The organism is Brevundimonas diminuta 3F5N (assembly GCF_900163625.1).
GTDB lineage: Bacteria > Pseudomonadota > Alphaproteobacteria > Caulobacterales > Caulobacteraceae > Brevundimonas > Brevundimonas diminuta_A.
This window is the reverse complement of the sequence record NZ_FUIE01000039.1, coordinates 42,585-65,159: the sequence shown is the minus strand read 5'-3', so window position 1 is coordinate 65,159 and position 22,575 is coordinate 42,585. Positions and strand designations below refer to the sequence as shown.

General features: G+C 67.2%; 27 protein-coding genes and 1 tRNA gene. 11 read left to right on the top strand and 17 right to left on the bottom strand.

What is annotated here, in order from left to right:
- The coding region (locus FM111_RS07750) for an outer membrane protein (RefSeq protein ID WP_373407965.1) at positions 1 to 465 on the bottom strand (465 nt) is incomplete at its 3' end.
- A 32-nt stretch (positions 466 to 497) separates the two neighbouring features.
- On the opposite strand from FM111_RS07750, the gene FM111_RS07745 reads away from it, so the two are divergent.
- A complete protein-coding gene (locus FM111_RS07745) occupies positions 498 to 767 on the top strand; it encodes an OmpA family protein (RefSeq protein ID WP_373407964.1) in 270 nt (89 codons plus the stop codon).
- A 186-nt stretch (positions 768 to 953) separates the two neighbouring features.
- Positions 954 to 2,270: a UDP-glucose dehydrogenase family protein gene (locus FM111_RS07740; protein WP_087140393.1), complete on the top strand. Its 1,317-nt coding sequence runs from the start codon at positions 954 to 956 to the stop codon at positions 2,268 to 2,270.
- A 279-nt stretch (positions 2,271 to 2,549) separates the two neighbouring features.
- Here the strand turns inward: FM111_RS07740 and FM111_RS07735 are convergent, their stop codons facing one another.
- A complete protein-coding gene (locus tag FM111_RS07735) occupies positions 2,550 to 3,224 on the bottom strand; it encodes an OmpA family protein (RefSeq protein ID WP_087140392.1) in 675 nt (224 codons plus the stop codon).
- A 203-nt stretch (positions 3,225 to 3,427) separates the two neighbouring features.
- Here FM111_RS07735 and FM111_RS07730 point away from each other — a divergent pair, with 203 nt between their 5' ends.
- Positions 3,428 to 3,847, top strand: coding sequence for an Hsp20 family protein (locus FM111_RS07730; protein WP_087140391.1), 420 nt, complete (start codon positions 3,428 to 3,430; stop codon positions 3,845 to 3,847).
- A 57-nt stretch (positions 3,848 to 3,904) separates the two neighbouring features.
- On the top strand, positions 3,905 to 4,159 hold the full coding sequence (locus FM111_RS07725; RefSeq protein ID WP_087140390.1) for a DUF1150 family protein: 255 nt from the start codon (positions 3,905 to 3,907) through the stop codon (positions 4,157 to 4,159).
- Positions 4,160 to 4,209: 50 nt separating this feature from the next.
- Here FM111_RS07725 and FM111_RS07720 read toward each other — a convergent pair whose 3' ends face one another.
- The 11 genes from FM111_RS07720 to rplU form a co-directional block, all read right to left on the bottom strand.
- A complete protein-coding gene (locus FM111_RS07720) occupies positions 4,210 to 4,674 on the bottom strand; it encodes a PTS sugar transporter subunit IIA (RefSeq protein ID WP_087140398.1) in 465 nt (154 codons plus the stop codon).
- A 77-nt stretch (positions 4,675 to 4,751) separates the two neighbouring features.
- Entirely contained in the window at positions 4,752 to 5,402 is a 651-nt protein-coding gene (gene hpf / locus FM111_RS07715; protein ID WP_087140389.1) for a ribosome hibernation-promoting factor, HPF/YfiA family, read from the bottom strand.
- Between the two features lie 72 nt (positions 5,403 to 5,474).
- Entirely contained in the window at positions 5,475 to 6,992 is a 1,518-nt protein-coding gene (gene rpoN, locus FM111_RS07710) for an RNA polymerase factor sigma-54 (protein WP_087140388.1), read from the bottom strand.
- A 109-nt stretch (positions 6,993 to 7,101) separates the two neighbouring features.
- Positions 7,102 to 7,902: an LPS export ABC transporter ATP-binding protein gene (lptB, locus tag FM111_RS07705; RefSeq protein WP_087140387.1), complete on the bottom strand. Its 801-nt coding sequence runs from the start codon at positions 7,900 to 7,902 to the stop codon at positions 7,102 to 7,104.
- Positions 7,903 to 7,908: 6 nt separating this feature from the next.
- On the bottom strand, positions 7,909 to 8,409 hold the full coding sequence (locus tag FM111_RS07700; protein WP_087140386.1) for an LptA/OstA family protein: 501 nt from the start codon (positions 8,407 to 8,409) through the stop codon (positions 7,909 to 7,911).
- Positions 8,406 to 9,068 carry an LPS export ABC transporter periplasmic protein LptC gene (lptC, locus tag FM111_RS07695; protein ID WP_087140385.1) on the bottom strand — a complete coding sequence of 221 codons (663 nt, stop codon included), beginning with the start codon at positions 9,066 to 9,068 and terminating at the stop codon, positions 8,406 to 8,408. Before lptC ends, FM111_RS07700 begins: the two co-directional genes overlap by 4 nt.
- Positions 9,069 to 9,076: 8 nt before the next feature.
- Positions 9,077 to 9,691 (bottom strand): ribonuclease D, encoded by a 615-nt coding sequence (locus tag FM111_RS07690; RefSeq protein ID WP_087140384.1) that lies wholly within the window; start codon positions 9,689 to 9,691, stop codon positions 9,077 to 9,079.
- 161 nt (positions 9,692 to 9,852) lie between these two features.
- Positions 9,853 to 9,939: transfer RNA gene (locus tag FM111_RS07685), tRNA-Leu, on the bottom strand.
- 124 nt (positions 9,940 to 10,063) lie between these two features.
- Positions 10,064 to 10,597 (bottom strand): GNAT family N-acetyltransferase, encoded by a 534-nt coding sequence (locus tag FM111_RS07680; RefSeq protein WP_087140383.1) that lies wholly within the window; start codon positions 10,595 to 10,597, stop codon positions 10,064 to 10,066.
- Positions 10,598 to 10,774: 177 nt separating this feature from the next.
- The gene (rpmA, locus tag FM111_RS07675) at positions 10,775 to 11,059 is read right to left on the bottom strand and encodes a 50S ribosomal protein L27 (RefSeq protein ID WP_087140382.1); all 285 of its coding nucleotides are present in this window, start codon (positions 11,057 to 11,059) and stop codon (positions 10,775 to 10,777) included.
- A 96-nt stretch (positions 11,060 to 11,155) separates the two neighbouring features.
- Complete coding sequence (gene rplU, locus FM111_RS07670) at positions 11,156 to 11,644, bottom strand: 50S ribosomal protein L21 (protein WP_087140381.1); 489 nt, start codon at positions 11,642 to 11,644, stop codon at positions 11,156 to 11,158.
- A gap of 308 nt (positions 11,645 to 11,952) precedes the next feature.
- Between rplU and FM111_RS07665 the strand changes: the two genes are divergently transcribed.
- The 4 genes from FM111_RS07665 to FM111_RS07650 all read left to right on the top strand — a co-directional run bounded on the left by FM111_RS07665 (position 11,953) and on the right by FM111_RS07650 (position 15,183).
- Positions 11,953 to 12,612 carry a hypothetical protein gene (locus tag FM111_RS07665; RefSeq protein WP_087140380.1) on the top strand — a complete coding sequence of 220 codons (660 nt, stop codon included), beginning with the start codon at positions 11,953 to 11,955 and terminating at the stop codon, positions 12,610 to 12,612.
- A gap of 86 nt (positions 12,613 to 12,698) precedes the next feature.
- A complete protein-coding gene (locus FM111_RS07660) occupies positions 12,699 to 13,667 on the top strand; it encodes a cation diffusion facilitator family transporter (RefSeq protein ID WP_087140379.1) in 969 nt (322 codons plus the stop codon).
- Between the two features lie 218 nt (positions 13,668 to 13,885).
- Positions 13,886 to 14,977 (top strand): CobW family GTP-binding protein, encoded by a 1,092-nt coding sequence (locus FM111_RS07655; RefSeq protein ID WP_087140378.1) that lies wholly within the window; start codon positions 13,886 to 13,888, stop codon positions 14,975 to 14,977.
- On the top strand, positions 14,974 to 15,183 hold the full coding sequence (locus FM111_RS07650; RefSeq protein WP_087140377.1) for a DUF2093 domain-containing protein: 210 nt from the start codon (positions 14,974 to 14,976) through the stop codon (positions 15,181 to 15,183). The genes FM111_RS07655 and FM111_RS07650 overlap by 4 nt, the downstream gene beginning before the upstream one ends.
- A gap of 12 nt (positions 15,184 to 15,195) precedes the next feature.
- Here the strand turns inward: FM111_RS07650 and FM111_RS07645 are convergent, their stop codons facing one another.
- Complete coding sequence (locus tag FM111_RS07645; protein WP_087140376.1) at positions 15,196 to 15,882, bottom strand: alpha/beta fold hydrolase; 687 nt, start codon at positions 15,880 to 15,882, stop codon at positions 15,196 to 15,198.
- Positions 15,883 to 16,028: 146 nt separating this feature from the next.
- Here FM111_RS07645 and FM111_RS07640 point away from each other — a divergent pair, with 146 nt between their 5' ends.
- From FM111_RS07640 to FM111_RS07630, 3 genes are all read left to right on the top strand, one after another.
- Positions 16,029 to 16,994 carry a WD40 repeat domain-containing protein gene (locus FM111_RS07640; protein WP_087140375.1) on the top strand — a complete coding sequence of 322 codons (966 nt, stop codon included), beginning with the start codon at positions 16,029 to 16,031 and terminating at the stop codon, positions 16,992 to 16,994.
- A 40-nt stretch (positions 16,995 to 17,034) separates the two neighbouring features.
- Complete coding sequence (mtgA, locus tag FM111_RS07635) at positions 17,035 to 17,742, top strand: monofunctional biosynthetic peptidoglycan transglycosylase (RefSeq protein WP_087140374.1); 708 nt, start codon at positions 17,035 to 17,037, stop codon at positions 17,740 to 17,742.
- Between the two features lie 126 nt (positions 17,743 to 17,868).
- Positions 17,869 to 19,788: a TadE/TadG family type IV pilus assembly protein gene (locus tag FM111_RS07630; protein WP_087140373.1), complete on the top strand. Its 1,920-nt coding sequence runs from the start codon at positions 17,869 to 17,871 to the stop codon at positions 19,786 to 19,788.
- A 76-nt stretch (positions 19,789 to 19,864) separates the two neighbouring features.
- Here the strand turns inward: FM111_RS07630 and FM111_RS07625 are convergent, their stop codons facing one another.
- Genes FM111_RS07625 through phbB form a run of 3 tightly spaced genes read right to left on the bottom strand, consistent with a single transcriptional unit; the run spans position 19,865 to position 22,549 of the window.
- Positions 19,865 to 20,887: an isopenicillin N synthase family dioxygenase gene (locus tag FM111_RS07625; protein ID WP_087140372.1), complete on the bottom strand. Its 1,023-nt coding sequence runs from the start codon at positions 20,885 to 20,887 to the stop codon at positions 19,865 to 19,867.
- Positions 20,888 to 20,941: 54 nt separating this feature from the next.
- Positions 20,942 to 21,775 (bottom strand): DUF4908 domain-containing protein, encoded by an 834-nt coding sequence (locus tag FM111_RS07620; RefSeq protein WP_087140371.1) that lies wholly within the window; start codon positions 21,773 to 21,775, stop codon positions 20,942 to 20,944.
- Between the two features lie 48 nt (positions 21,776 to 21,823).
- Positions 21,824 to 22,549, bottom strand: a complete 726-nt coding sequence (gene phbB / locus FM111_RS07615) for an acetoacetyl-CoA reductase (protein ID WP_087140370.1) — start codon at positions 22,547 to 22,549, stop codon at positions 21,824 to 21,826.
- Between the last annotated feature and the right edge of the window lie 26 nt (positions 22,550 to 22,575).

Below are 22,575 nucleotides of genomic sequence, written 5' to 3'. Positions count from 1 at the left end.
GGGCGAGACCCAGCCGGCCAAGGCCACCGGCGACGGCGTGCGTGAGCCGCTGAACGCATAGCGCAGGCCCAGCGTCACGGTGTGCGACTGGTCGTAATCGCCTTCCAGGGTGCCGAAGGCCGGAGCAGCGGACTGCGTGGTGTCGAAACGCATGTCGCCGGTCAGATAGCGATAGGTCAGGTCGATGTTGGCGCGGTCGCCCACAGCCCAGGCCAGACCGGCGATCGCCTGAGCGGCGAAACGGGTCGAGCTGTCGTCAGCGGTGAAGGTGACGCCCGGGTTCTGGCGCAGACGGCCGACGGCGTCGGTGCTGACGCGGTTCACGCCGGCGCCCAGGCCGACGAACGGACGGATGGTCCAGTCCGGCGAGCCGAAATCATAGATGACGTTCGCCATCAGCGACATGGACTCAATATCGCCTTCCGGCGAGTGGCAGGCGCCGGTGGCCGGCGTCGAGTTGCACAGGCCGTTCGGACCTGACGGCGGAAGCCCGCTCGGTGGTGACGCAAGCCGCCAACTACGCCAAGTCGGGCGCTCCGACCCGCGTGCTGGTCGTCGGCCACACCGACACCCAGGGCGCTGCGGCCTACAACCAAGGCCTGTCGAACCGCCGTGCGCGCACCGTGGCTGACGCCCTGGTCGCTCAAGGCGTCAACGGCGGCGTGATCTCCCTGGACGGCAAGGGCGAGACCCAGCCGGCCAAGGCCACCGGCGACGGCGTGCGTGAGCCGCTGAACCGCCGCGCCACCGTCGACATCAACTTCTAAGGCTTAAGGGGGCCGGTCATGATCGGCCCCCGATACCTTGAGGTTGCAAGACATGAAGGACGGTCGATCCCGCGGGTCGGCCGTCCTTTTTCTTTGGCTTTTTCTTAGACCTGCGGCCGGGCGTCGCTGGTGATCCGCCGCGACCGGGGCTATTGCGGCAGGAACGGTTGATAAGAGGAGCAGTCCATGCGCGTCGCCATGATCGGAACGGGCTATGTCGGCCTGGTGTCAGGCGCCTGTTTCGCCGATTTCGGCCACACGGTGACCTGCGTCGACAAGGATGCCTCGAAGATCGAGCGTCTGCACCAGAACATCATGCCCATCTATGAGCCGGGGCTGGATGATCTGGTGGCCAACAACGTCCGCGACGGACGCCTGGCCTTCGCCGTCGACGGCGCTGAGGCGATCCGCACGGCGGACGCCGTCTTCATCGCCGTGGGCACGCCTTCGCGACGCGGCGACGGTCATGCGGATCTGTCCTATGTCTATGCGGCGGCTGAGGAGATCGCCGACCTGATGCAGGGATTCACCGTTGTGGTGACCAAGTCCACCGTCCCCGTGGGCACCGGCGACGAGATCGAGCGCATCATCCGCGAGCGCCGGCCCGACGCCGAGTTCGCGGTCGTCTCCAACCCTGAGTTCCTGCGCGAAGGCGCCGCCATCGGCGACTTCAAACGCCCTGACCGCGTGGTGGTCGGCACGACCGACGAGCGCGCCCGCGCCGTCATGTCCGAGCTCTATCGCCCGCTCAATCTCAATGAGACGCCGATCATGTTCACCGGGCGGCGCACGTCCGAACTGATCAAATATGCGGCCAACGCCTTCCTGGCCATGAAGATCACCTTCATCAACGAAGTCGCCGACCTGTGCGAGGCGGTCGGCGCCGACGTGCAGCAGGTCGCGCGCGGCATCGGTCTGGACAACCGCATCGGCTCGAAATTCCTGCACGCGGGACCAGGCTACGGCGGATCGTGTTTCCCCAAGGACACCCTGGCCCTGGTCCGTACGGCGACCGACGCCGGATCGCCCCTGAAGCTGATCGAGACTACGGTCGCCATCAATGACGCGCGCAAGAAGGCCATGGCCGACCGCGTCGCCGAGGCCCTGGGCGGCGATCTGAAGGGCAAGACGGTCGCCTTGCTGGGCCTGACCTTCAAGCCGAACACGGACGACATGCGCGACGCGCCCTCGCTGGACGTGGCCCCGGCGCTGATCGAGCGCGGCGCCATTGTTCAGGCCTTTGATCCCGAAGGGATGGAAGAGGCGGCCAAGCTGCTGGACGGCGTGGTGTTCAAGGATGGCCCCTACGACGCCCTGGCGGGCGCCGACGCCGCCGTCATCATGACCGAGTGGAACCAGTTCCGCGCCCTGGACCTGGACCGGATCAAGCTGCTGCTGAAGCAGCCGGTCATGATCGACCTGCGCAACGTCTATCGTCCGGAAGACATGCGGGCGCGGGGCTTCCGCTACTTCTCCATCGGCCGCCCTCTGGACGCGGCCTGATTAGAGCAGCAGCAGGCGGCCGGCCGTGATGACCATGGCGGCGACCACGACGGCTGACGCCGCCGCGATCCCGACCAGTTTCATCGCCCGGCCCAGGCCGTCGTCTTCCATCCGAATCTCCTGCCGGAACAGCAGGCCGACAGTCTGCCTCTCAAGGCAAGAGGGCAGGGCGTAAAGCTGTGCTGTTTCCGAGCTGAACCGCCGGACGTGAACCGTCGGGCATGAAAAAAGGGGCGGCGCCGAACGGGCCGCCCCTTCTTCACGTTCTGGTTTCGCCGATCAGCCCGTGAAGGGGCGGATCAGGATTTCGACGCGGCGGTTCTGGGCCTTGCCTTCCGGGGTGGCGTTGGAGCCGATCGGCGCGCGGGCGCTCATGCCGGCGACATAGATGCGCTCACGCATCACGCCGCGGTTGATCAGGTGCGAGGCGACCGAGGCGGCGCGGCGCTCCGACAGCGGCTGGTTGATGGCGTCGCCGCCCGAGGAGTCGGTGTGGCCGATCACGTCGACCATGGAGCGGTCGTACTGGCTGATCACACGGGCCACGTCGTCCAGCACCGGCAGGAAGCGCGGGTCCAGGTCCGACTGGTTGGTGGCGAAGGTCACGTCCGACGGCATCCGCAGGACCAGGTTGTCGCCCTGACGCGCCACGCCGACGCCGGTGCCCGACAGTTCGGCTTCCAGGGCGCGTTGCTGGCCGTCCATGTACTGGCCGACCCCGGCGCCGGCCAGGGCGCCGATGCCCGCGCCGATCAGGGCGTTCTTGCGGCCCTGTTCGCCGCTGGAGGTGTTGGTCAGATAGCCCAGCAGCGCGCCGCCCAGGGCGCCCGCGACGGCGCCGGTGCCGGTGTTGTTACGGCGCGGCGTGGAGCTGTAGGGGTCGGTCGTGGTGCAGGCGGCGGCGCCCAGAAGGGCGGCGATGCTCAGGCCGGCGACGGCAAGCTTGGCGCGCATGAAGAATCCTTTCGATAGCGACGTCTGGTCGCGTGAACGCTTGCCCTATAGTTAAGGTTTCAATGTGTATGGACCATGAACGCGCAGCGGGGACGCCTGCCGTTGACCTCCGGAGCCAGCCCCCCCATCTGTAACAGCGGCCGGGCGCTTCGCCGATCACGGGGGGCGCCGGACGGCCGAGGTCGCTTCATTGCGAGGGCCCCATGACTGCACGCACCCTGCTGTTCGACAGCCCCTTTCTGTTGGGCTTCGACCATACGCGCGCCCTGATCGATCGGGCGACCAAGGCGGCGGCCGAGTCCTATCCGCCTTATAACGTCGAGCAACTCGGCGAGGCGGCCGTGCGCATCACCCTGGCGGTGGCGGGCTTCACCCCCGAAGAGCTGTCGGTCACGGTCGAAGGGCGCCAACTGACCATCACCGGCAAGCGCGAGGACGCCGGGCGCGATCCTCAGGCTTTCCTGCACCGAGGCATCGCGGCGCGCGGCTTCGTCCGCAACTTCGTCCTGGCCGACGGGCTGGAGATCGCGGGCGCCCGCCTGGAGCACGGTCTGTTGCACGTCGAGCTGATCCGCCCGGAACAGGAACGTACCGTGCGACGCATACCCATCACGACGGGCTGAAGGCCGTCGAACCGCCTGGCTTCCCAGGCGTTTAGTCAAGCGTAAGGAGGCGGTCTTATGACGCCCAACATGAATACGAAGGACTTCGCCGATTTCGGCGCCCCGGATCTGGTCTATGTCCGCGCGATCCGCGCCTCCGACGTCCTGGAGGACGCCAGGGTCGAGACGGCCGCCGATATCGAAATCGATCCCGATCAGATTCTCTACGCCGTGCATGGCGCGGACGGCGAGCGCCTGGCCGTCATGCTGGACCGGGAAACCGCCTTCGCGGCCGCCGTGGCGCATGACCTGGAGCCGATGTCGGTCCATTAGGCGCATCTGCGCCGTTCTTGAAAGACGGATGAAGACGTGAGGAAGACCGCTCAGGCGGCGGTCTTCGACACATCCTTGACGAATAGGGCGCGAATGGCGTCCACCGTCCGCGCCTGGCGCAGCTGCTCGCGCAGTTCCGGCGAGCGCAGAGCGCGCGACACCGCCGCCAGCGCACGCAGATGCTCGGCCCCGGCGTCCAGAGGCGCGAACAGGGCGAACAGCAGGTCCACCGGACGATCGTCCAGCGATTCATAGGCCACCGGCGTGTCCAGGCGCACGAAGACGGCGCAGACGCGCTCCAGCCCCTTGATGCGCGCGTGCGGCACGGCGACGCCCGACCCCAGACCCGTCGACCCCAGGGCCTCGCGTTCCTGCAGGGCCTCGAACGCCTTGTCGGCGTCCAGGTCGAAGGCGGCGCCGAAGGCCTCGGCCACGGCGTGCAGCGCCTGACGTTTGGATGACGCCCCGCCCCGCAGGACGATCCCGTCCGACGACAGCAAATCAGCGATGTCCATCTCTACCCCGAAAATCGAACCCGACATTGGCGGAAGGGCGGGTGCTCTTTAGCGCCTTCGCCCTTCCTGAGGAAGCCTCAGCCGACGGCTTGAACCGCGGCGCCCTTGGTCGTGCGTTGTGGATCGATCCAGCCGACGTTGCCGTCGGGCCGGCGATACACCACGGCCAGGCCGCCGTGGGCGGCGTTGCGGAACATCACCAGCGGATAGCCGGTCATGTCCAGTTCGGCCACCGCGCGCCCCACGGTCAGGGTGCGAATCTCGGCCTCGGTCTCGGCGATGACCATGCCCACGGGGGGCGGCTCGCCCGGCAGACCCGCCTCGCCGAACTCCTCGTCCTCGACAGTGTCGGGATCGCGGAAGATGGTCAGGGCGGCGACTTCGCGCGCCGCGTTCTCGGTCTTCTCGGGCGACAGGCCCTTGGGCCCGATGTGGTGGTCCTTGAGGCGGCGCTTGTAGCGACGCACGCGCTTCTCGAGCTTGGCCAGGCTGTCGGCGAAGGCCGCCTGGGCGTCGCCGCCGAAGCCGGTCGTCACCAGCGACTGGCCCGAGGCCAGGCGCACCCAGCAATCGACCCGGAAGCCGTGTCGATCCTTGGACACCACGACCTCGGCGTCCTGGGCGCCGCGGGCGAAATACTTGCCGATGCCCTCTTCGAGTTCCTGGGAGATGCGCGAGCTTAGCGCTTCGCCGACATCCACTTGCTTGCCGCTGACTTGGATCTTCATGTCCCTAGAACGCGACTGACTGGCTTTGGTGTCAATGCCGATCACCGATTTGTGGTGACGCTTGAGAAGGGGTCAGCCGACCTTCATCAGGCGGCGGCGCTGGATCGACGAGGGAATGCGCAGCGCCTCGCGATATTTCGCCACAGTGCGTCGCGCGATGTCGATGCCGGCCTCGTTCAGGATCTCCACGATGCGGTCGTCGCTCAGCACGTCGCCGCCGCCGGATTCGCCGTCGATCATCGTCTTGATTCTCTGGCGCACGGCCTCGGCCGAGTGGGCCGCGCCGCCGTCGCTGGACTGGATGGCGGCGGTGAAGAAGAACTTCAGCTCGAACACCCCGCGCGGGGTGGAGACGTATTTGTTCGAGGTCACGCGGCTGACCGTCGATTCGTGCATCTCGATGGCCTCGGCCACCGTCTTGAGCGTCAGGGGCCGCAGGAACTCGACGCCGAAGGCCAGGAAGGCGTCCTGCTGGCGCACGATTTCGGACGCCACCTTCATGATGGTGCGGGCGCGCTGGTCCAGCGACTTGACCAGCCAGCTGGCCTGGGCCGCGCAGTCGGCGACGAAGGTCTTTTCCGTGTCCGATCGGGCGCCGGCCGCCACCACGGCGTGATAGCGTTTGTCGACCAGCAGGCGGGGCAGGGTGTCGGTGTTCAGTTCGATCCGCCAGCCGCCGGCCGGGTCGGGGCGCACATGGACGTCGGGCACGACCGTCTGGGCCGGTTCGCCGCCGAAGCCGGCGCCGGGGCGCGGCGTCAGGGCCTTCAGCTCGGCGATCATCTCGACCAGATCCTCGGCGTCGACGCCGCAGACGCGGCGCAGCCCGGCCAGGTCGCGTCGCGCCAGCAGCTCCAGATGGTCCAGCAGGGCGTCCATGGCCGGATCGAAGCGGTTGCGCTCGATCAACTGCAGCTTCAGGCATTCGGGGATGGAGCGGGCCATGACGCCGGTCGGCTCGAAGCCGTGGCAGACGGCCAGCACGGCCTCGATGCGCGCCTCGTCCACGCCCAGCCGCTCGGCGATCTCGCCTAGGTCGGCGCGCAGATAGCCGCCCTCGTCCGTGGCGTCGATCAGGGTCAGGGCGATGGCGTGGTCGGCGGGGCTGAACCCGGCGGCCGAGGCCTGGGCCTGCAGATGCTCCCACAGCGTCTCATCGCGCTGGTCGGGGCGTTCGCGCTCCTCGCCGTCGGCCAGGCCGCCGCCGGAGCCGGCGCGGGACCAGTCGGTCAGGCCGGGCTGGTCGGTCGCCTGATCGTCCTGGCGGTCGCTGACGCGCTCGCCGGGAGCGGCGTCGCCGTAAAGATCGTCGGCGCCGGCGTCCAGGCTCCGGGCGTGAACGTCCGAGCCTTCGTCAAAGCGCATCTCGCCGTCGCCTTCAGACGGGGCGGCGTCATTGGCGGCCTCGGGCGCGTTATCGGGGGCGGGTTCGCCCTCGTCCCGTTGCAGCAGGGGATTGCGCTCCAGCTCGCCCTCGACGAAGGCCTCCAGCTCAAGGTTCGACAGTTGCAGCAGCTTGATCGCCTGCTGCAGCTGGGGCGTGATGACCAGCCCCTGCCCCTGCCTGACCTCCAGCCTCTGACCGATCACGTCGTTTCAACCCCGCACGCAGGCGCTGTTGGCCCGCTTCTTGCTGGGATCATGGATCGGAAGCCGTTAACGCGAGGCGAACAGGCCTGCGCGTAAAGCCTTGCGGGCGTCAGGCGTACATTTCGCCCAGGTAGACGCGGCGCACCTCGGCGTCGGCGACGGCCTCATCGGCCGTGCCCTCGAACAGCAGCGAACCGGACGAGATGATCGAGACGCGGTCGATGATGTCCAGCGTCTCGCGCACATTGTGGTCGGTGATCAGTACGCCGATGCCTTGGCTGGACAGATAGCGGATCACCTGGCGGATGTCGGCGATGGCCAGGGGGTCGATGCCCGCGAACGGCTCGTCCAGCAGCATGAAGCTGGGGCGCGCGGCCAGGGCGCGGGCGATCTCGACGCGGCGTCGCTCGCCGCCCGACAGGCCGGTGGCCGGGGCGTGGCGCAGGTGGTCGATGCGCAGTTCTTCCAGCAGGCGGGTGGTCTCGTCGCGCACCCCGGCGGGGGTCTTCTCGCGCAGTTCGACCACGGCCTTGACGTTCTGCTCGACCGTCATGCCGCGGAAGATTGAGGCTTCCTGCGCCAGATAACCCAGGCCCATGCGCGCGCGCTGGTACATGGGCTGCTGGGTGATGTCCTCATTGTCCAGCCAGATCGAGCCGCTGTCGGCGGGGATCAGGCCGGTGATCATGTAGAAGCAGGTCGTCTTGCCCGCCCCGTTGGGGCCCAGAAGGCCGCAGACCTCGCCGCGCTGGACGTTCAGGGAGACGTCGCGCACCACCTGCCGCTGGCCGAAGCTGCGGGCGATGTGTTCGACGCGCAGACCCGTGGGGCGCGCCTCTTCGGCCGTCGGCGTCGCCGTCTCGACGGCGGACGCGTCTCGGTTCAGGGCTGAGAGTTCCTTGCGCGCCACGCGGGGTCAGTTCCCTTGCGGATAGAAGACGCCCTGGACGCGGCCGTTGCCGCCGCCGCCCTCGATGCGCGCCGTCTCGGTGCGGACGTTGTAGACGAGGCGGTTGCCGGTCAGCACGCTCTTGCCCTGGGTTAGGATGACGTCGCCCGTCACCACCACATTGCCGTCGTTCAGCGTGTAGACGGCGCGGTCGCCCTTCATGCTCTGGTCGGGGGTGACGAAGTAGACCTCGCCGGTCGCCTCGATGCGAGTCAGGTCGCCGTTGGCGGTGAAGCCGCGGATGGCGCTGGCGCGCAGGCGGTTGGAGCCCTGCGTCACCTCGGCCCGCCCGCGTAGCGAGAAGCCGTCGGGCGTGTATTCGCCGGAGTCGGCGCCGTATTGGACCGGCTGTCGGCTGGCGTCGGCGCGGTTGGCGGATGTGTTCTGGGCGCCCGAAACGGCGGGCAGGGCCAGGGCGGTCATCAGGACGGCGCCCGCGATCGTCAGCTTGGACTTGGACATGTTCATCGGTCGGCTCCGGCGGGATTGATCGTCCCGCTTACCTTGTTTTCGCCCTGGCCGTTGAAAACGACCCGCTGGCCTTGATCATAAATCGCATAAGACGAAGCATCGATGCTTCCAAGGGGGCCGCGACCCTGCACGCCCTTGTCGCCGGTCACCACGCCGGTTTCGGTGTCGACCACGGCTTCGGGGGTGACCAGAGTCCAGCCCGTGCCGCCGTCGGTGATCTTTACGTTCGGGCCGATGACGACCTTGCGCTGGGTTTCCAGATAGGTGCCGCCGTCAGCCGTCAACTCGGTCGTCCTGCGCGCGCCCAGGTTCAGCCGCAGCAGGGGGCCGACCAGGCGGAAATGGCCGGTCGCCGGATCGCGCACCGCGCCCTGGGCGCCGATGACGAAGGAGCGGCCCTGGGAATCCTGTCCGTGGAACATGGGGTTGTCCAGGCGGATCTCGCGGCTTTCGCTGGCCTTGCGCTCCACGCCCGACATGACGGTGCGGAACACGGTCCAGGTCAGGGCGCCCCCCGCCAGCATCAGGATGACGATGGGCAGGACGCGCCGATACAGCCGCACCCGCTGCGCGCGCGCGCGCCAGCGCGCCCCGGCCTGGGCGACCCGGAGCTCGTCGGCGCGTTTTTGCGCGTCCTGGGCGTCGCGGTCGGCCATGGTTCTCCTCAGGCGTGGGCGAAGATGTCGATCTCGTCCCAACCGGCCAGGTCGAGGCGCGAACGCATGGGCAGGAAGTCGAAGCAGGCCTGGGCCAGCTCCATGCGGCCCTCGCGGACCAGCATGTCGTTCAGCCGGTTCTTGATGGCGTGCAGATACAGCACGTCCGAGGCGGCGTAATCCATCTGCGCCGGGCTCAGTTCCGCCGCGCCCCAGTCCGAGCTCTGCTGCGCCTTGGACATGTCGACCCCGGCCAGTTCGCGCGCCACGTCCTTCAGGCCGTGACGGTCGGTGTAGGTGCGCGCCAGCTTGGAGGCGATCTTGGTGCAATAGACGGGCCGCGTCTCGACCCCGAGGTGCAGTTCGAACATGCCGATGTCGAAGCGACCGAAGTGGAAGATCTTCAGCACCTTCGGATCGGTCAGCACCCGCTTCAGGTTGGGGCAGTCGTAGGCCGGACGGTTCAGGCGCACGACGTGGGCGTTTCCGTCGCCGGACGACAACTGCACCACGCACAGCGGATCGCGGCGGAAGCGCAGGCCCATCGTCTCGGAATCGATCGCCACCTCAGGGCCCAGGTCGAGGCCGTCGGGCAGGTCGCCTTCGTGGAAATAAACCGTCATGCAGAAACTCGTCAGTCGTTCAGTCCGTAACATAGACGAACCGCGCGCTATCGCTAGGACGCAAGCTCGACCTTTGCTGTCACGGCCGTCGCAAAAGGAAAGGGGAGGGCCTAAATGACAAACGGCGCCGCATCCGATCGGATACAGCGCCGTCTGAGAAATGGTGCCCAGGAGAGGACTCGAACCTCCACGGCCGTTAAGCCACTGGCACCTGAAGCCAGCGCGTCTACCAATTCCGCCACCTGGGCCCGGTGGGTCGCCCCGCCGAGGCGCGGACTAATAGGGGGGACCCTCGGGGCGGTCAACAGCCTTTTTCCGCTTTCGTGAAAAAACTGCACCGTTGACTGAAAGCCCCGCGATTTCCGCGTCCTATCAGGCCAGCCAGACCATCATCCGCGTATCGGCGCTCTCGCCCCGCGCGCGGCTGAAGGCCGGACGGGTCTCGCCAGTGTACAGGAAGCCCGCCTTCTCCAGCACGCGGCCCGAGGCCGGGTTGTCGGCGAAGTGGCCGGCCATTAGGGCGCGGCGCTTCCAGCGCGTCGAGGCCCAGACCAGGGCGCCTTCCAGCGCCTCGGTGGCGTAGCCCCGGCCCCAGAACTCCCGCCCGACCCAATAGCCGGCTTCGGGCACGGCGTCGGTGTTCTGGAACATGCCGATGACGCCCACGGGACCGTGGTCCTCGTGCTCGATCAGGAAGGTGTTGGCCCGCTTCGGGTCCTGGGACGCTACCTGCAGGACGAAGTCCTCGGCGTCGTCGACGCGGAAGGGGTGGGGCATCCGCTGGGTCATGCGGGCGATGTTGTGGTCATTGGCCAGGGCCGCGATCCGGGTCACGTCCTGGGCGCCGGGGGCGCGCAGCAGCAGGCGCCGCGTCTCGACGACGGGAGAGGTTTCGATCACGCACATGGTTCGGCCTCGATGTCTTCGGCGCCGCCTCCTTGGAGGGCTCGGGCGGCATTCGAGGCGGGGAAACGCAAACGGGGAGCCTGGTGATCCAGACTCCCCGCGGAAAATTTTCCCTTGGTCCGGATCGGCTGCTGTCGAGAGCAACGCGATCCGGGGAAATACTGTCCTGGCTTCGCGTTACTCGGCGGCCATCGCCTGGGCGTCGTCGTTGGCCGGGAGAATCGACACGTAACAACGGCCGCCACGTTTGGTGGTGAACTGCACCGAGCCGGTCACAGTGGCGAACAGGGTGTGGTCACGGCCCAGGCCGACGTTGGTGCCCGGGTGGAACTTGGTGCCGCGCTGACGCACGAGGATGTTGCCAGCCAGCACGCGCTCGCCGCCGAACTTCTTCACGCCAAGGCGCTTCGACTCTGAGTCGCGACCGTTGCGCGACGAACCGCCAGATTTCTTGTGAGCCATCTTGCTGCTCCTCTTCCTTGGTGCGCTACCGCCCGTTCGGGCTGCTTGAGCGCTCCATCTGTCCTGCTAGGCGCTGATCCAGCGCCGGTGAAAATCTTAGGCTTCGGCGCCTTCGGCGGCGTCAGCCTTGGCGGCCTTCTTGGCCGGAGCTTTCTTGGCCTTCGGAGCTTCAGCTTCGACGGCTTCGACGCGCGGGGCCAGACCACGGGCGCGAGCGTTGATCTCGGCCTTGGTCATCAGGTCGACCGTGCCGTCCCACTTGGCCTTCTCGCCGGCGCCTTCGATGCCGGTGATGCGCAGGACCGATTCCATCTGACGATGGCCGTTCGTGCGGCGATAGCCCTGACGACGGATCTTCTTGAAGATCTTGATCTTCTCGCCCTTGCGGGTCTCGATCAGCGTGGCTGCGACAGCGGCGCCGTCTATCAGCGGAGCGCCGACCGTAACACCCTTGTCGCCGCCCAGCATGAGGACTTCACCGAAATTGACGGCAGCGCCAGCGTCGCCGTCGATCTTCTCGACAACAATCACATCGCCCGGTTGAACCCGGTACTGCTTTCCGCCGGTCTTGATCACCGCGTACATTTGGAAGCCTCAGCGTGAACGCAAAAATGGATGCGCCCGCCAGGAGACCCTGCGGGCGAAGAGCGGCGACATATACGGATGGTCACGGAAGAGTCAACGTGAAAGGGCGGCGTCCGGGGCGAAAACCCGCACGGAACCTGTTCCTGGCGGACTCTGTGGCCCGATTGCACGGGTGACGCAATGGGCGACACAGGTTGTTCGCGCGCGTATGCGAGCCAAGGGTGCGGCGACGCGGCGTGGCGTCGCGCGTGAAGATTCTTCGCCGATTCTTCTCGATTGTTATAAGGTAACATTCTAAGGGAGCGGCCATGTCCTCTCCCGATCTCGCCGAGCCGGTTCTGCTGTCGCTTCTGGGCGGCGGTTTCGTCGCGGCCTTTCTGCATGCGGCGCTGCCGACTCATTGGCTGCCTTTCGTCCTGGTCGGCCGCGCCCAGCGCTGGAGCGTGGCGCGGGTGATGACCGCCGTGGTCACGGCCGGGTTGGCGCACATCGTGTCGACGGCTCTCGTCGGCTCGCTGATCGTGGCGGCGGGGCTGGCGCTGAACCGCTGGGTCGAGGGGCTGCTGCCGCACCTGTCGGCGGCGCTGCTGTTCCTGTTCGGCGCCTTCTACCTGGCCAAGGCCTCGCTGAAGCGCCCCGCCACGGCGGGCGGACCGGCGGCTGAACTGGCCGAGCCCGCGGTTTCGGACAAGGCGGCCTTCTGGGGCCTGGTGTTGATGATGGCGGTGACGCCGGGCGAGGTGCTGCTGCCTATCTATCTGTCCTCGGCGACCGAGGGCGTGGGGGCCCTGGCCCTGCTGACCCTGACCTTCGCGGCGGGAACGGTCCTGGGCATGACCCTGCTGGCCGCCCTGGCGACGGCGGGCTACTCTATCCTGCGGCTGGAGCGGTGGGCGCGTTATGAAGGCGCCATCCTGGGCGGGGCGCTGATCCTGATCGGCTTCCTGGTGCTGACGCATCAGCACTGAGTTTCGATAGGTTATATATTTACATTCAAAGACTTATGTTCTGCGGGGCTTGACCTTCCCGCGCGGGAAGACCTAGCTGAGCGGACATGGCGCACGATCACGCACACGGCCATGACGGCCACGATCATCACGATCACTCCCACGACCATGACCACGGTCATTCGCACGGCTTCGGCGGGCACCACCATCATGGCCCGACGGATACGGGCGACTGGCGCTACGCCGTCGGCCTGATCATCAACCTGGCCTTTGTCGTCGCCGAGTTCACGGCCGGCTTCATCGCCGATTCCACCGCCCTGATGGCCGATGCGGGCCACAATCTGTCCGATGTGCTGGGTCTGGCCATGGCGGGCGGGGCGGCCTGGCTGGCGCGCCGCGCGGCGGGACCGAAGCGCACCTACGGCTACGGCAAGGCGACGGTGCTGGCGGCCCTGGGCAACGCCCTGCTGCTGATCTTCGCCTGTGGGGCCATCGCCTTCGAGGCGGTGCGTCGCCTGGCCGAACCCGCGCCGGTGGCTTCGGGCGTTATCATCGTCGTGGCCGGGATCGGCTTCTTCATCAATCTGGGCACGGCCCTGCTGTTCATGAAGGATCAGCACAAGGATCTGAACGTGCGCGGGGCCTATTTGCACATGATGGCCGACGCCGCCGTGTCGCTGGGCGTGGTCGTCGCGGGCGTCGTCATCCTGTTCACCGGCTGGTCGCTGATCGACGGGATGGTCAGCCTGATCATCGTCGCCGTCATCATGATCGGCACCTGGGGCCTGCTGAAGGATTCAGTGAACCTGGCCCTGGACGCCGCGCCGAACGGACTGGACGTGGGCGAGATCCGCGCCGCCTTCCTGGCCCTGCCGGGGGTGACGGCGGTGCACGACCTGCACGTCTGGGGCCTGTCGACCACGGACGCGGCCCTGACCGCCCATATCGTCCATGAACGTCCCGACGGCGACGCCCTTCTGGCCGAGGCGCAGGGCCTGGCGCGCGGCCGCTTCGACATCAGTCACACGACGTTGCAGCTGGAAACCGCCGCCTTGCCGGATTGTCCGACCTGCTGATCCCGATCGCGTGAGCCCTCCCCCTCGATGGGGGAGGGTTGGGTGGGGGTGAAGGCAGCTCCTCAGAAGGGCTTGGCGCAGGAGACGCCGCCCCGTCTCCTGCGCTTTAACAAATGCACGCCTTGCCCGCACCCCCATCCCCGGCCCTTCCCCCATCGAGGGGGAAGGGGGCGTCGAACGTCTTCCATTTCCGCTCTCGACACGCCATCTAGCGAGCCATGACCCAGAAGACTCCCGTGACCGTCCTCACCGGCTACCTCGGCGCCGGCAAGACCACCCTGTTGAACCGCATCCTCACCGAGGATCACGGCAAGCGCTACGCCGTCATCGTCAATGAGTTCGGCGAGATCGGCATCGACAACGATCTGGTGGTCGGCGCCGACGAGGACGTGTTCGAGATGAACAACGGCTGCGTCTGCTGCACGGTGCGCGGCGACCTGATCCGCGTGGTCAACGGCCTGATGAAGCGTCAGCGCCCCGGCAAGCCCGCCTTTGACGCCATCATCGTCGAGACGACCGGCCTGGCCGACCCTGGTCCGGTGGCCCAGACCTTCTTCGTCGACGACGAGGTCAAGGCCAAGACCCAGCTGGACAGCGTCACCGCCCTGGTCGACGCCAAACACGTCATGGCGCGCCTGGACGACTCCAAAGAGGCGCGCGAGCAGGTCGCCTTCGCCGACCGCATCATTCTGAACAAGATCGACCTGGTGGACGAGGCCGCTCTGGCCGACGTCGAGGCCCGCCTTCGCGCCCTGAACCCTCTGGCCCCCATCGTCCGCGCCGAGCGTTCGAACGTGCCGCTGGATCAGGTGCTGGGTCTGCACGCCTTCGATCTGGACCGCATCCTCGAGGTCAAGCCGGACTTCGTGAACCCGCCCCACGGCGCCGAGGGCCACGTCCACGACGAACACTGCGGCCACGATCACGGCCACGACCACGTTCATGATGAGCACTGTGGCCATGACCATCATGACCATGGTCACGACCATGGCCCGCGCGGCCATGCCCACAATGACGACATCAAGGGTATTTCCCTGACGCTGGACCGCCCGCTGAACGGCGCCAAATTCACCGCCTGGCTGGACAAGCTGCTGGGCGAGCAGGGTCAGAACATCCTGCGCGCCAAGGGCATCATCGACGTGGCCGGCGAGGACCGCCGCCTGGTCTTCCAGGCGGTTCACATGATCCTGGAGGGCGACCTTCAGAAGCCTTGGGGCGAGGCCGAACGCCGCTGGAGCCGCGCCGTCTTCATCGGTCGCGATCTGGACGAGGCCGCCCTGAAGGCCGGGTTCGAGGCCTGCGCGGCATGAACCCGCCACCCCGCCCGCGCGCCGAAGCCAAGCTGATCTACGGCACGCCTGAGTTCGAGATCGTGCAGCACGGCGACCACGTCCGCTGCGCCGTCTCCGGCGTCCCGATCCCGCTGGAGGCCCTCAACTACTGGAGCGTCGAGCTTCAGGAGGCCTATGCGTCCGGCGAACTGATGACCCAGCGCTGGGTCGAAACGCACAAGTAACGCCCTCTCCCATCAGGAGAGGGACGCGAGCCACCCCGTCATCACCCGCGCCAGCGCCTTCGGTTGTTCCAGCGGGATCATGTGGCCGGTGTGCGTCACCGTCTCCAGCGTCGAGCCTGTAATTCCCCGCCGCAGTTCCTCCGCCTCCTCAGCGCTGCGCAGCCGATCCGTGTCCGCCGCCACGATCAGCGTCGGCTGAGCGATCTCTCCCAACCGGTCCAGATCGCCCGCCCGCGCCATCGCCGACTGGCGATGAAACACCTCGCCGCCCAGCCTCAGCCCCATCTCGCGCACCCGCGCGATCATCGCCTCGTCGTCCGCCAGATCGGGGTGCAGGGACGAGACGATGGCCGGTCGGCTCAATCCCTTGAAGGCCTTCGGCGGCGCCTTTAGGGATGAACGCCGCTGACGGATCAACTCCTCCGTATCCCCGCGCGCCGAGGTGGCGATCAGGATCAGGGCCTCGACCCGCTCCGGCGCGATCCGCGCCAGTTCCCGCGCCACATAGCCGCCCATGGAAAAGCCCACGGCGACGAACCGATCCGGCGCATCGCTCAGGATCGCCGCCGCCATGCTCTCGATATCCTCGCCCCGGCTGAGGTCGGTGGCGATCAGCAGCCCGAACGGGGCCAGATCGTCGGTCATGGCGTCCCACAGGGTCGCATCGGCCATGAAGCCGGGAATGAGCAGCAGGGTCATGGCCCTCCTCATAGACCCGCCACGCGACAGACGCGACGGTGCAGCCATGACAGGTTTGAGCGAAGATCTGAGCTCACATGCGTTCGCATGTGAGCCGATTTCGCTCTATGAGGCGCATCCGACTTTCCTTGCGTGTGCGAGCCGATATGACGACCTTCTCCTTCGACGCCCAGGTCACCGCTGCCCTGTTCGACAAGACGGGCGCGATCTTCGCCCTGGGCGACGGCTCGGTGCGGTTCGAGAGCGGCGCCCGCAGCGAGGTCCATGACGGCGCCGTCCTGTGCGCCTGCGTCCACCCCTCGGGCGAGGGGATCGTCACCGGCGGCGACGACGGCAAGCTGGTCTGGAGCCGCGAGGGCGAGGCCGTGCTGCTGGCCCAGACCAAGGGCCAATGGATCGACGCCGTCGCCGCCTCGGCCGAGTCCGGCCTGATCGCCTTCTCTTCGGGCCGGACACTGAGCGTGCTGGACGTCAAGGATCCGCACTTCCGCCGCGACTTCCAGCACGAGCGCACCGTCTCGGGCGTGGCCTTCGATCCCAAGGGCCGCCGCATCGCCGCCTCGACCTATGGCGGCGCCTGGCTGTGGTACGCCCGCATCGAGCAGCAGCAGCCGACGAAGCTGGCCTGGGCCGGGTCGCACCTGGCCGTGGGCTTCGCGCCCGACGGCGCCTATGTCGTCACGGCCATGCAGGACAACCAGCTGCACGGCTGGCGTCTGAAGGATCAGAAGAACATGCGGATGGGCGGCTATCCGTCCAAGATCAAGAGCTTCGCCTTCATGGCCAAGGGGCAGCTGCTGGCGACCTCGGGCGCGCAGGGCGTGGTGCTGTGGCCCTTCGTCGGCTCCAACGGGCCGATGGGCCGTGAGGCGACCGAGATCGGCTATGACGAGACGACCCTGATCGCCCAGGTCGCCGCCGCCCCCGCCCACGGCCGTCTGGCGGCGGGGCTGGAAGACGGGCGCGTCTGGTGGGCCGATCCGGCCGGGCGCGGGCTTCAGTTCGTCAAGCAGGACAAGGGCGCCCCCATCACCGCCCTGGCCATGAGTTCCGGCGCCGCCCGCATCGCCTGGGCGGACGAGGACGGCCACGCGGGCGTGGCTTCGCTCTGATCGCGCTTGCGCTGAAGCTTGGCTGAGGCAGGATGACGGTATGACCCGCGCAAAGGGCCGCAGGCGGCGGCCGATCCTGACCCTGCTCGTGATCCTGGCCCTGTTCCCGCTGGCCGGGGTGGCGGTGCATCGCTTCCTGCCGCCGCTGGCGACCATCCTGATGGTCAAGCAGGCGGCGGCCGGGCACGGCATGGACTATCGCTGGCGCTCGCTGGATCGCATCTCGCCGCGCCTGGTCGAGGCGGTGATCGCCGCCGAGGACGCCCGTTTCTGCCAGCACCACGGCTTTGACGTCGAGGCGATCCAGAAGGCGATGGAGGCCAATGAGCGCGCCGAGCAGCGCGGCTCGGACAAGAGGCGCGGCGCCTCGACCATCAGCCAGCAGACCGCCAAGAACGTCTTCCTGTGGCCCGGCCGCGACTGGGTCAGGAAGGGGCTGGAGGTCGGCTACACCGGCCTGATCGAGATCGGCTGGGGCAAGCGGCGGATCATGGAGATGTACCTGAACGTCGCCGAATGGGCGCCGGGCGTCTACGGCGCCGAGGCCGCCTCGCGCCACTGGTTCAACAAGAGCGCGGACAAGTTGACGGCGCGCGAGGCCGCCCGCCTGGCCGCCATCCTGCCCAGCCCGCGCCGCTACAACGCCGGATCGCCCGGCCCCTATGTCCGCCGTCGCGCCGCCCGCATCCAGGCCGCCATGGGCACGGTGCGCGAACAGGGGCTGGACGCCTGCGTCGACCGCCGCTGAAGCCGGCCGTTTCGCAACCCGCCGTTAACCGTGAACGGGGGGCCAAGCCTTAACGGACCCGCGTCATGCTGAGGTCGACTGCGGACCTGTGCGTCCGCGCCGAGGCAGCCGGGGTTTGGCAAGACGATGGACCGACTGAAACGCGCCTGTGGGGCCGCCGGCCTGAAGAGCCTGGCCTCGCGCTTCCTGCGCCAGACACAGGGCAATGTGGCGATGATGTTCGCCATGGCCCTGCCGGTGCTGTTGATGATCACCCTGGGCGCCATCGACATCCACCAGGCCTCCAAGGTGAAGGCCCAACTTCAGGACGCGCTGGACGCCGCCGCCCTGGCCGCCGCCCGCTCGAACTTCACCGACGACGTCAACATCAACACCGTCGGCTTGGCGGCGCTCAAGGCTAATATGCCGGGTTATTTTGGTAAGGATGGCGACACCGCCAGCTTTACCCTGGTCGACAATCGTCGGGTTGAGGCTGAAGCCAAGGTTGATGTGAAGGTGTTGGTCGCCAACGTCTTCCTGCCGCCCTACGGCAAGCTTTTGGACGATTATCTGCCGGTCGGGGCCAGTTCGGAGGTTGTGCGGGCCTCCCGCAACGTCGAGGTGGCGTTGGTTCTGGACATTACCGGCTCTATGGCCGGTTCGCCGTTGGTCAGCCTGAAGGAAGCGGCCAAGGAGTTGGTGGGCCTTGTGGTGCAGGAGCAGCAGAGTCCTTTCACGTCGCGTGTGGCTCTGGTGCCTTATTCCATGGGAGTGAACCTGGGCGACTACGCCGCCAAGGCGCGGGGGCCGCTACAGACGTCGACGACGGTGCAGGGGGCCGACTGGGCCGATGCGGCCAAATCGCTTTCGCGAGTCTCCAACGGCAGTCTGACTGCGAACAATCATGGGCTGAAAAAGGACGATTACGTCTGGATCAGCGGCGTCAGCAACGCCTCTTCAGGATTGAACAATCGCGTCCATCGCGTGTCGTCTGTGACGACCAATAGCTTCCAGATTTCCGGTTTTTCGGGCAACGGCCGCAACAATACCGGTAGTTTCCGTCGGTGCTGGGCGCCCGATTGTCAGGTCTGGGTGACATCAAACCAGCACACGCTCTCGACGGGCGATTGGGTGAAAGTTTCGGGCGTTCAGGGCATGAGCGCGCTCAACAACACCTTCCAGGTGACAAAGATTTCCGACGACCAGTTCAGCGTCGGCCTATGGGGGCCAGAGCAATCCGCCTACTCTAGAGGGGGGGCCGTTCAGTGCGGCTATGACGGCTGCGAACGACGCTATTTCATCGGTCGCGACAATCGCACCTTGCGTGATCTGTCTTCGAGCACTTGTGTCAGCGAACGCTTGTGGACCGAACGGAATAGGTCCGGCGCACTGATCCCGACAGACCGCAGTCCAGGCCGAACGTCGGAGCGAGACGAGTGGGGCGGCCGCAATTATCCGCATGAAGACAACCGTTGCCTGAGCAATACGCTCACGCCCTTGACCGATCAGGTGAACGATGACGACAAGAGAGGCGTGAAAGGGCTGAACAGTCAGATTGACGCCTATCGGGCGGCCGGCTCGACAGCGGGGCAGATCGGCATCGAATGGGGCTGGTATGCGGTCTCGCCGAACTTCAACACCGTCTGGCCCTCCGCCAGCAGCGCCAATCTCTATGATACCTCCAAGACGCTGAAAGCCGTCGTGCTGATGACGGACGGCGAGTTCAATAACCCCTATTGCCAGGGCGTGATCTCGCATGACGCCCCCAGCAACGGATCCGCAGGCAACGCCAATTTCCAGATCAACTGCAGCGCGCCGAACGGCAGCCCCTTTGCTCAGTCCGTAGCGCTCTGTGAGGGGATGAAGAAGGAGAACATCGTCATCTACACGGTCGGCTTCAACCTTAGCACCAGCACAGGCGGAGCGGGCGTGGATACGGCCTATGAGGTCATGCAGCAGTGCGCCACCAGCAAGGAGCACTTCTTTACTCCGAACAAGAATACCGACCTTAAGGAAGCCTTCCGCGCCATCGGTCGCGACATCACCCGCCTGCGCATCGCCCGCTGACGAGGGCGCGGACGCAAGCAAAAGGGCCGGCGGAGCGATCCGCCGGCCCTTCGTGCTTTTCAGTCGCTCCGCCCGGTCAGATCAGGCGGATCTCCTTCAGGCGCTCGGTCAGGAAGGCCTCGGCCAGGATGGTCTTGCCCGCATAGCGGTCCGGGTTTTCCGCCGTGATCGTCGACGGCAGGGTCTCGATCGGGAAGTCCGGGTTGAAGTGCAGGAAGAAGGGCGTCGAATAGCGGGCGAAGCCCCGACGCTCGGGCGCAGGGTTGACCACGCGGTGGGTCGTCGACGGCAGGACGTGGTTGACCAGCCGCTGCAGCATGTCGCCGATGTTGACCACCAGGGCGCCCGGCGGCGGGGCGATGTCCAGCCACTCGCCGTCCGAGTCCTTCAGCTGCAGCCCGGCCTCTTCGGCGCCCAGCAGCAGGGTGATGACGTTGATGTCCTCATGGGCGCCCGCGCGCACGCCTTCGGCGTCGGCCGGGATCGGCGGATAGTGCAGCAGGCGCAACACGCTGTTGCCCAGCTGGACCTTGTCCTCGAAATAGGCGTCGTCCAGCTTCAGATAGCGGGCGATGGCCTTCAGCACGCGGCGGCCCAGTTCGTCCAGACCGTCGTACAGGCCGTAGACGTGCTCCTGGAACCCCGCGACCTCGGTCGGCCAGACGTTGTCGCGCATGTACTGGCGATAGGGATGACCCTCCGGCAGTTCGCGGCCCGTGTGCCAGAATTCCTTCAGGTCCACCGCCTTGGCGCCCTTGGCCGCCTCGACGCCGAAGGGGGTCAGGCCGCGCGCGCCGCCCGTGCCGGCCTGATGGTACTGGCGCTTCACGTCCTCAGGCAGGGCGAAGAAGGCCTTGGCGTCGGACACGGCGGCGTCGATCAACCCCTGGTCCAGGCCGTGGTCGGCGATGACGGCGAATCCGTAGCGGGCGAAGGAGGCGCCCAGGGCGTCGGCGAAGGCCTGGAAGTCGGCGTCATAGCCCTTCATCGACACCGGAACGATGGCGCGGGTCTTGGCCTTGTCCTCGGCGGAAACGGCGGTGAGGGAAGAGGTCACTGTGAAATCAGCCTCTCTGATAGTGAGTATGGCGGCCCTCATACGCCCAATGGACGCGAAAGGGCAGATGGCGCGGGTCGGACCTTTGGTCCACCGTCAGTCTTGCGGGATGACGGCCCGGATGACGCGCGCCGACGAAGGGCGGCCGGCGATGCCGCGCCGGGGGTCGACCACGACGCGCAGGTCGCCGCTGGAATAGGTCACGCTCGCGCGCTGGCCCTCGACCACGGTGATGCTGCGAAGCCGATCCAGGAAGGGTCGGGCGCTGGGCGAGCGGGCGATGCGGACCACGGCGTCGGTGGTGACGATCAGGGCCTCGATGCACAGGGCCTCGGATTCTTCGCCGAAGACGTTGATGCGGACCAGGCGGCCCATGGCCTCCGAGACCAGGCTGCTGCGCCGGGTCATCAGGTTGAACATCTGCACCGGGCCGAGGGAGGGCGGCTCCAGGCTGACCGGCGGCCCGGCCAGGCTGACCGGCGAGCCGCCGGGCGCGCGCGTCGTATAGACGGTGATGCCGCCGCCGGTGGTGACGCGCAGCACCTGATCGCCCGCATCGTTGCGATAGATGGTGTCGCCGCGCGGCGCCGAGGACGGACGCAGCGCCCAGGTCTCGGTCGAGCGCTCGAACCGCAGCAGGGTCAGCGACCCCGCCCGGTCCAAAATGAAGGTCTGGCCCGCCTCGGAGACATAGCGCCCCGGCGGCGGGGTGGTGCGGATGACCGATTGGTCGCGGATGACGCGGCTCTGTTCGGACTGGACGTTCGAGCGGGTCTGGGCTTCAGCCTCGACGGCGCCCGCCAGGCAGGCGAAGGCCAGCGCCAACCCGGTGGCCTGGAGCAGGCGCACGCCCGCGCCCGTCGCTGCGCTGGGCGTTGCGACGGCGAAGAAAGGCGGTTTCTCCGCCACGACTTCGACCGCAGTCTTCATGTTTTCAGAGGTGATACGCGCGAACGGCGGATTTTGGGCGAACGCGGCTTATCCAACCAGGTACTGCCCGCCGTTGAGCGAGAGCGTGCACCCTGTGACATATCCGGCACGCTCGCCCGACAGCCAGGACACCATGTCGGCGATCTCCTCGCCCTTGCCCAGGCGGCCGACGGGGATCTGGGCCACGATGGCGTCCAGCACCTTCTGGTCCATGGCGCCGACCATTTCTGTGTCGATATAGCCCGGCGCGATGCAGTTGACGGTCACGCCCTTGCGCGCGTTCTCCAGCGCCAGCGCCTTGGTGAAGCCGATCATCCCGGCCTTGGCGGCGGAATAGTTGGTCTGGCCGATCTGGCCCTTCTGGCCGTTGATCGAGGAGATGTTGACGATGCGGCCGAAGCTCCGGTCGCGCATGCCGTTGATGACCTGGCGCGTCATGTTGAACACGCTGTCCATGTTGACGCGGATCACGTCGGACCACTGGTCCGCGCTCATCTTGTGGAAGAAGCCGTCGCGCGTGATGCCGGCGTTGTTCACCAGGACGTCGATGGGGCCCAGCTGCGCCTCGACTTCCTGCACCGCGCGAGCGCAGTCCTCGAACGAGCCGACGTTGCCCTTCACCACCATGACGCCCAGTTCGCGGGCGGTGGCCTCTGCGGCCTCGGTGTTGCCGGAATAACCGGCGGCGACCTGCAGCCCGTCTTCCTTCAGTCGTTGAACGATCGCCTTGCCGATGCCCCGGGTGCCCCCGGTGACGAATGCGGTACGCGTCATGACGTCTCCCTGTCCTGTGCGGCGGT

Excerpts from the sequence above, each read along its gene's own strand:
- FM111_RS07740 (WP_087140393.1), top strand. The coding sequence starts at position 954 with ATGCGCGTCGCCATGATCGGAACGGGCTATGTCGGCCTGGTGTCAGGC.
- FM111_RS07735 (WP_087140392.1), bottom strand. The coding sequence starts at position 3,224 with ATGCGCGCCAAGCTTGCCGTCGCCGGCCTGAGCATCGCCGCCCTTCTG.
- FM111_RS07730 (WP_087140391.1), top strand. The coding sequence starts at position 3,428 with ATGACTGCACGCACCCTGCTGTTCGACAGCCCCTTTCTGTTGGGCTTC.
- FM111_RS07725 (WP_087140390.1), top strand. The coding sequence starts at position 3,905 with ATGACGCCCAACATGAATACGAAGGACTTCGCCGATTTCGGCGCCCCG.
- FM111_RS07720 (WP_087140398.1), bottom strand. The coding sequence starts at position 4,674 with ATGGACATCGCTGATTTGCTGTCGTCGGACGGGATCGTCCTGCGGGGC.
- hpf (WP_087140389.1), bottom strand. The coding sequence starts at position 5,402 with ATGAAGATCCAAGTCAGCGGCAAGCAAGTGGATGTCGGCGAAGCGCTA.
- FM111_RS07700 (WP_087140386.1), bottom strand. The coding sequence starts at position 8,409 with ATGAACATGTCCAAGTCCAAGCTGACGATCGCGGGCGCCGTCCTGATG.
- lptC (WP_087140385.1), bottom strand. The coding sequence starts at position 9,068 with ATGGCCGACCGCGACGCCCAGGACGCGCAAAAACGCGCCGACGAGCTC.
- FM111_RS07690 (WP_087140384.1), bottom strand. The coding sequence starts at position 9,691 with ATGACGGTTTATTTCCACGAAGGCGACCTGCCCGACGGCCTCGACCTG.
- FM111_RS07680 (WP_087140383.1), bottom strand. The coding sequence starts at position 10,597 with ATGTGCGTGATCGAAACCTCTCCCGTCGTCGAGACGCGGCGCCTGCTG.
- rpmA (WP_087140382.1), bottom strand. The coding sequence starts at position 11,059 with ATGGCTCACAAGAAATCTGGCGGTTCGTCGCGCAACGGTCGCGACTCA.
- rplU (WP_087140381.1), bottom strand. The coding sequence starts at position 11,644 with ATGTACGCGGTGATCAAGACCGGCGGAAAGCAGTACCGGGTTCAACCG.
- FM111_RS07665 (WP_087140380.1), top strand. The coding sequence starts at position 11,953 with ATGTCCTCTCCCGATCTCGCCGAGCCGGTTCTGCTGTCGCTTCTGGGC.
- FM111_RS07660 (WP_087140379.1), top strand. The coding sequence starts at position 12,699 with ATGGCGCACGATCACGCACACGGCCATGACGGCCACGATCATCACGAT.
- FM111_RS07655 (WP_087140378.1), top strand. The coding sequence starts at position 13,886 with ATGACCCAGAAGACTCCCGTGACCGTCCTCACCGGCTACCTCGGCGCC.
- FM111_RS07650 (WP_087140377.1), top strand. The coding sequence starts at position 14,974 with ATGAACCCGCCACCCCGCCCGCGCGCCGAAGCCAAGCTGATCTACGGC.
- FM111_RS07645 (WP_087140376.1), bottom strand. The coding sequence starts at position 15,882 with ATGACCCTGCTGCTCATTCCCGGCTTCATGGCCGATGCGACCCTGTGG.
- FM111_RS07640 (WP_087140375.1), top strand. The coding sequence starts at position 16,029 with ATGACGACCTTCTCCTTCGACGCCCAGGTCACCGCTGCCCTGTTCGAC.
- mtgA (WP_087140374.1), top strand. The coding sequence starts at position 17,035 with ATGACCCGCGCAAAGGGCCGCAGGCGGCGGCCGATCCTGACCCTGCTC.
- FM111_RS07630 (WP_087140373.1), top strand. The coding sequence starts at position 17,869 with ATGGACCGACTGAAACGCGCCTGTGGGGCCGCCGGCCTGAAGAGCCTG.
- FM111_RS07625 (WP_087140372.1), bottom strand. The coding sequence starts at position 20,887 with ATGAGGGCCGCCATACTCACTATCAGAGAGGCTGATTTCACAGTGACC.
- FM111_RS07620 (WP_087140371.1), bottom strand. The coding sequence starts at position 21,775 with ATGAAGACTGCGGTCGAAGTCGTGGCGGAGAAACCGCCTTTCTTCGCC.
- phbB (WP_087140370.1), bottom strand. The coding sequence starts at position 22,549 with ATGACGCGTACCGCATTCGTCACCGGGGGCACCCGGGGCATCGGCAAG.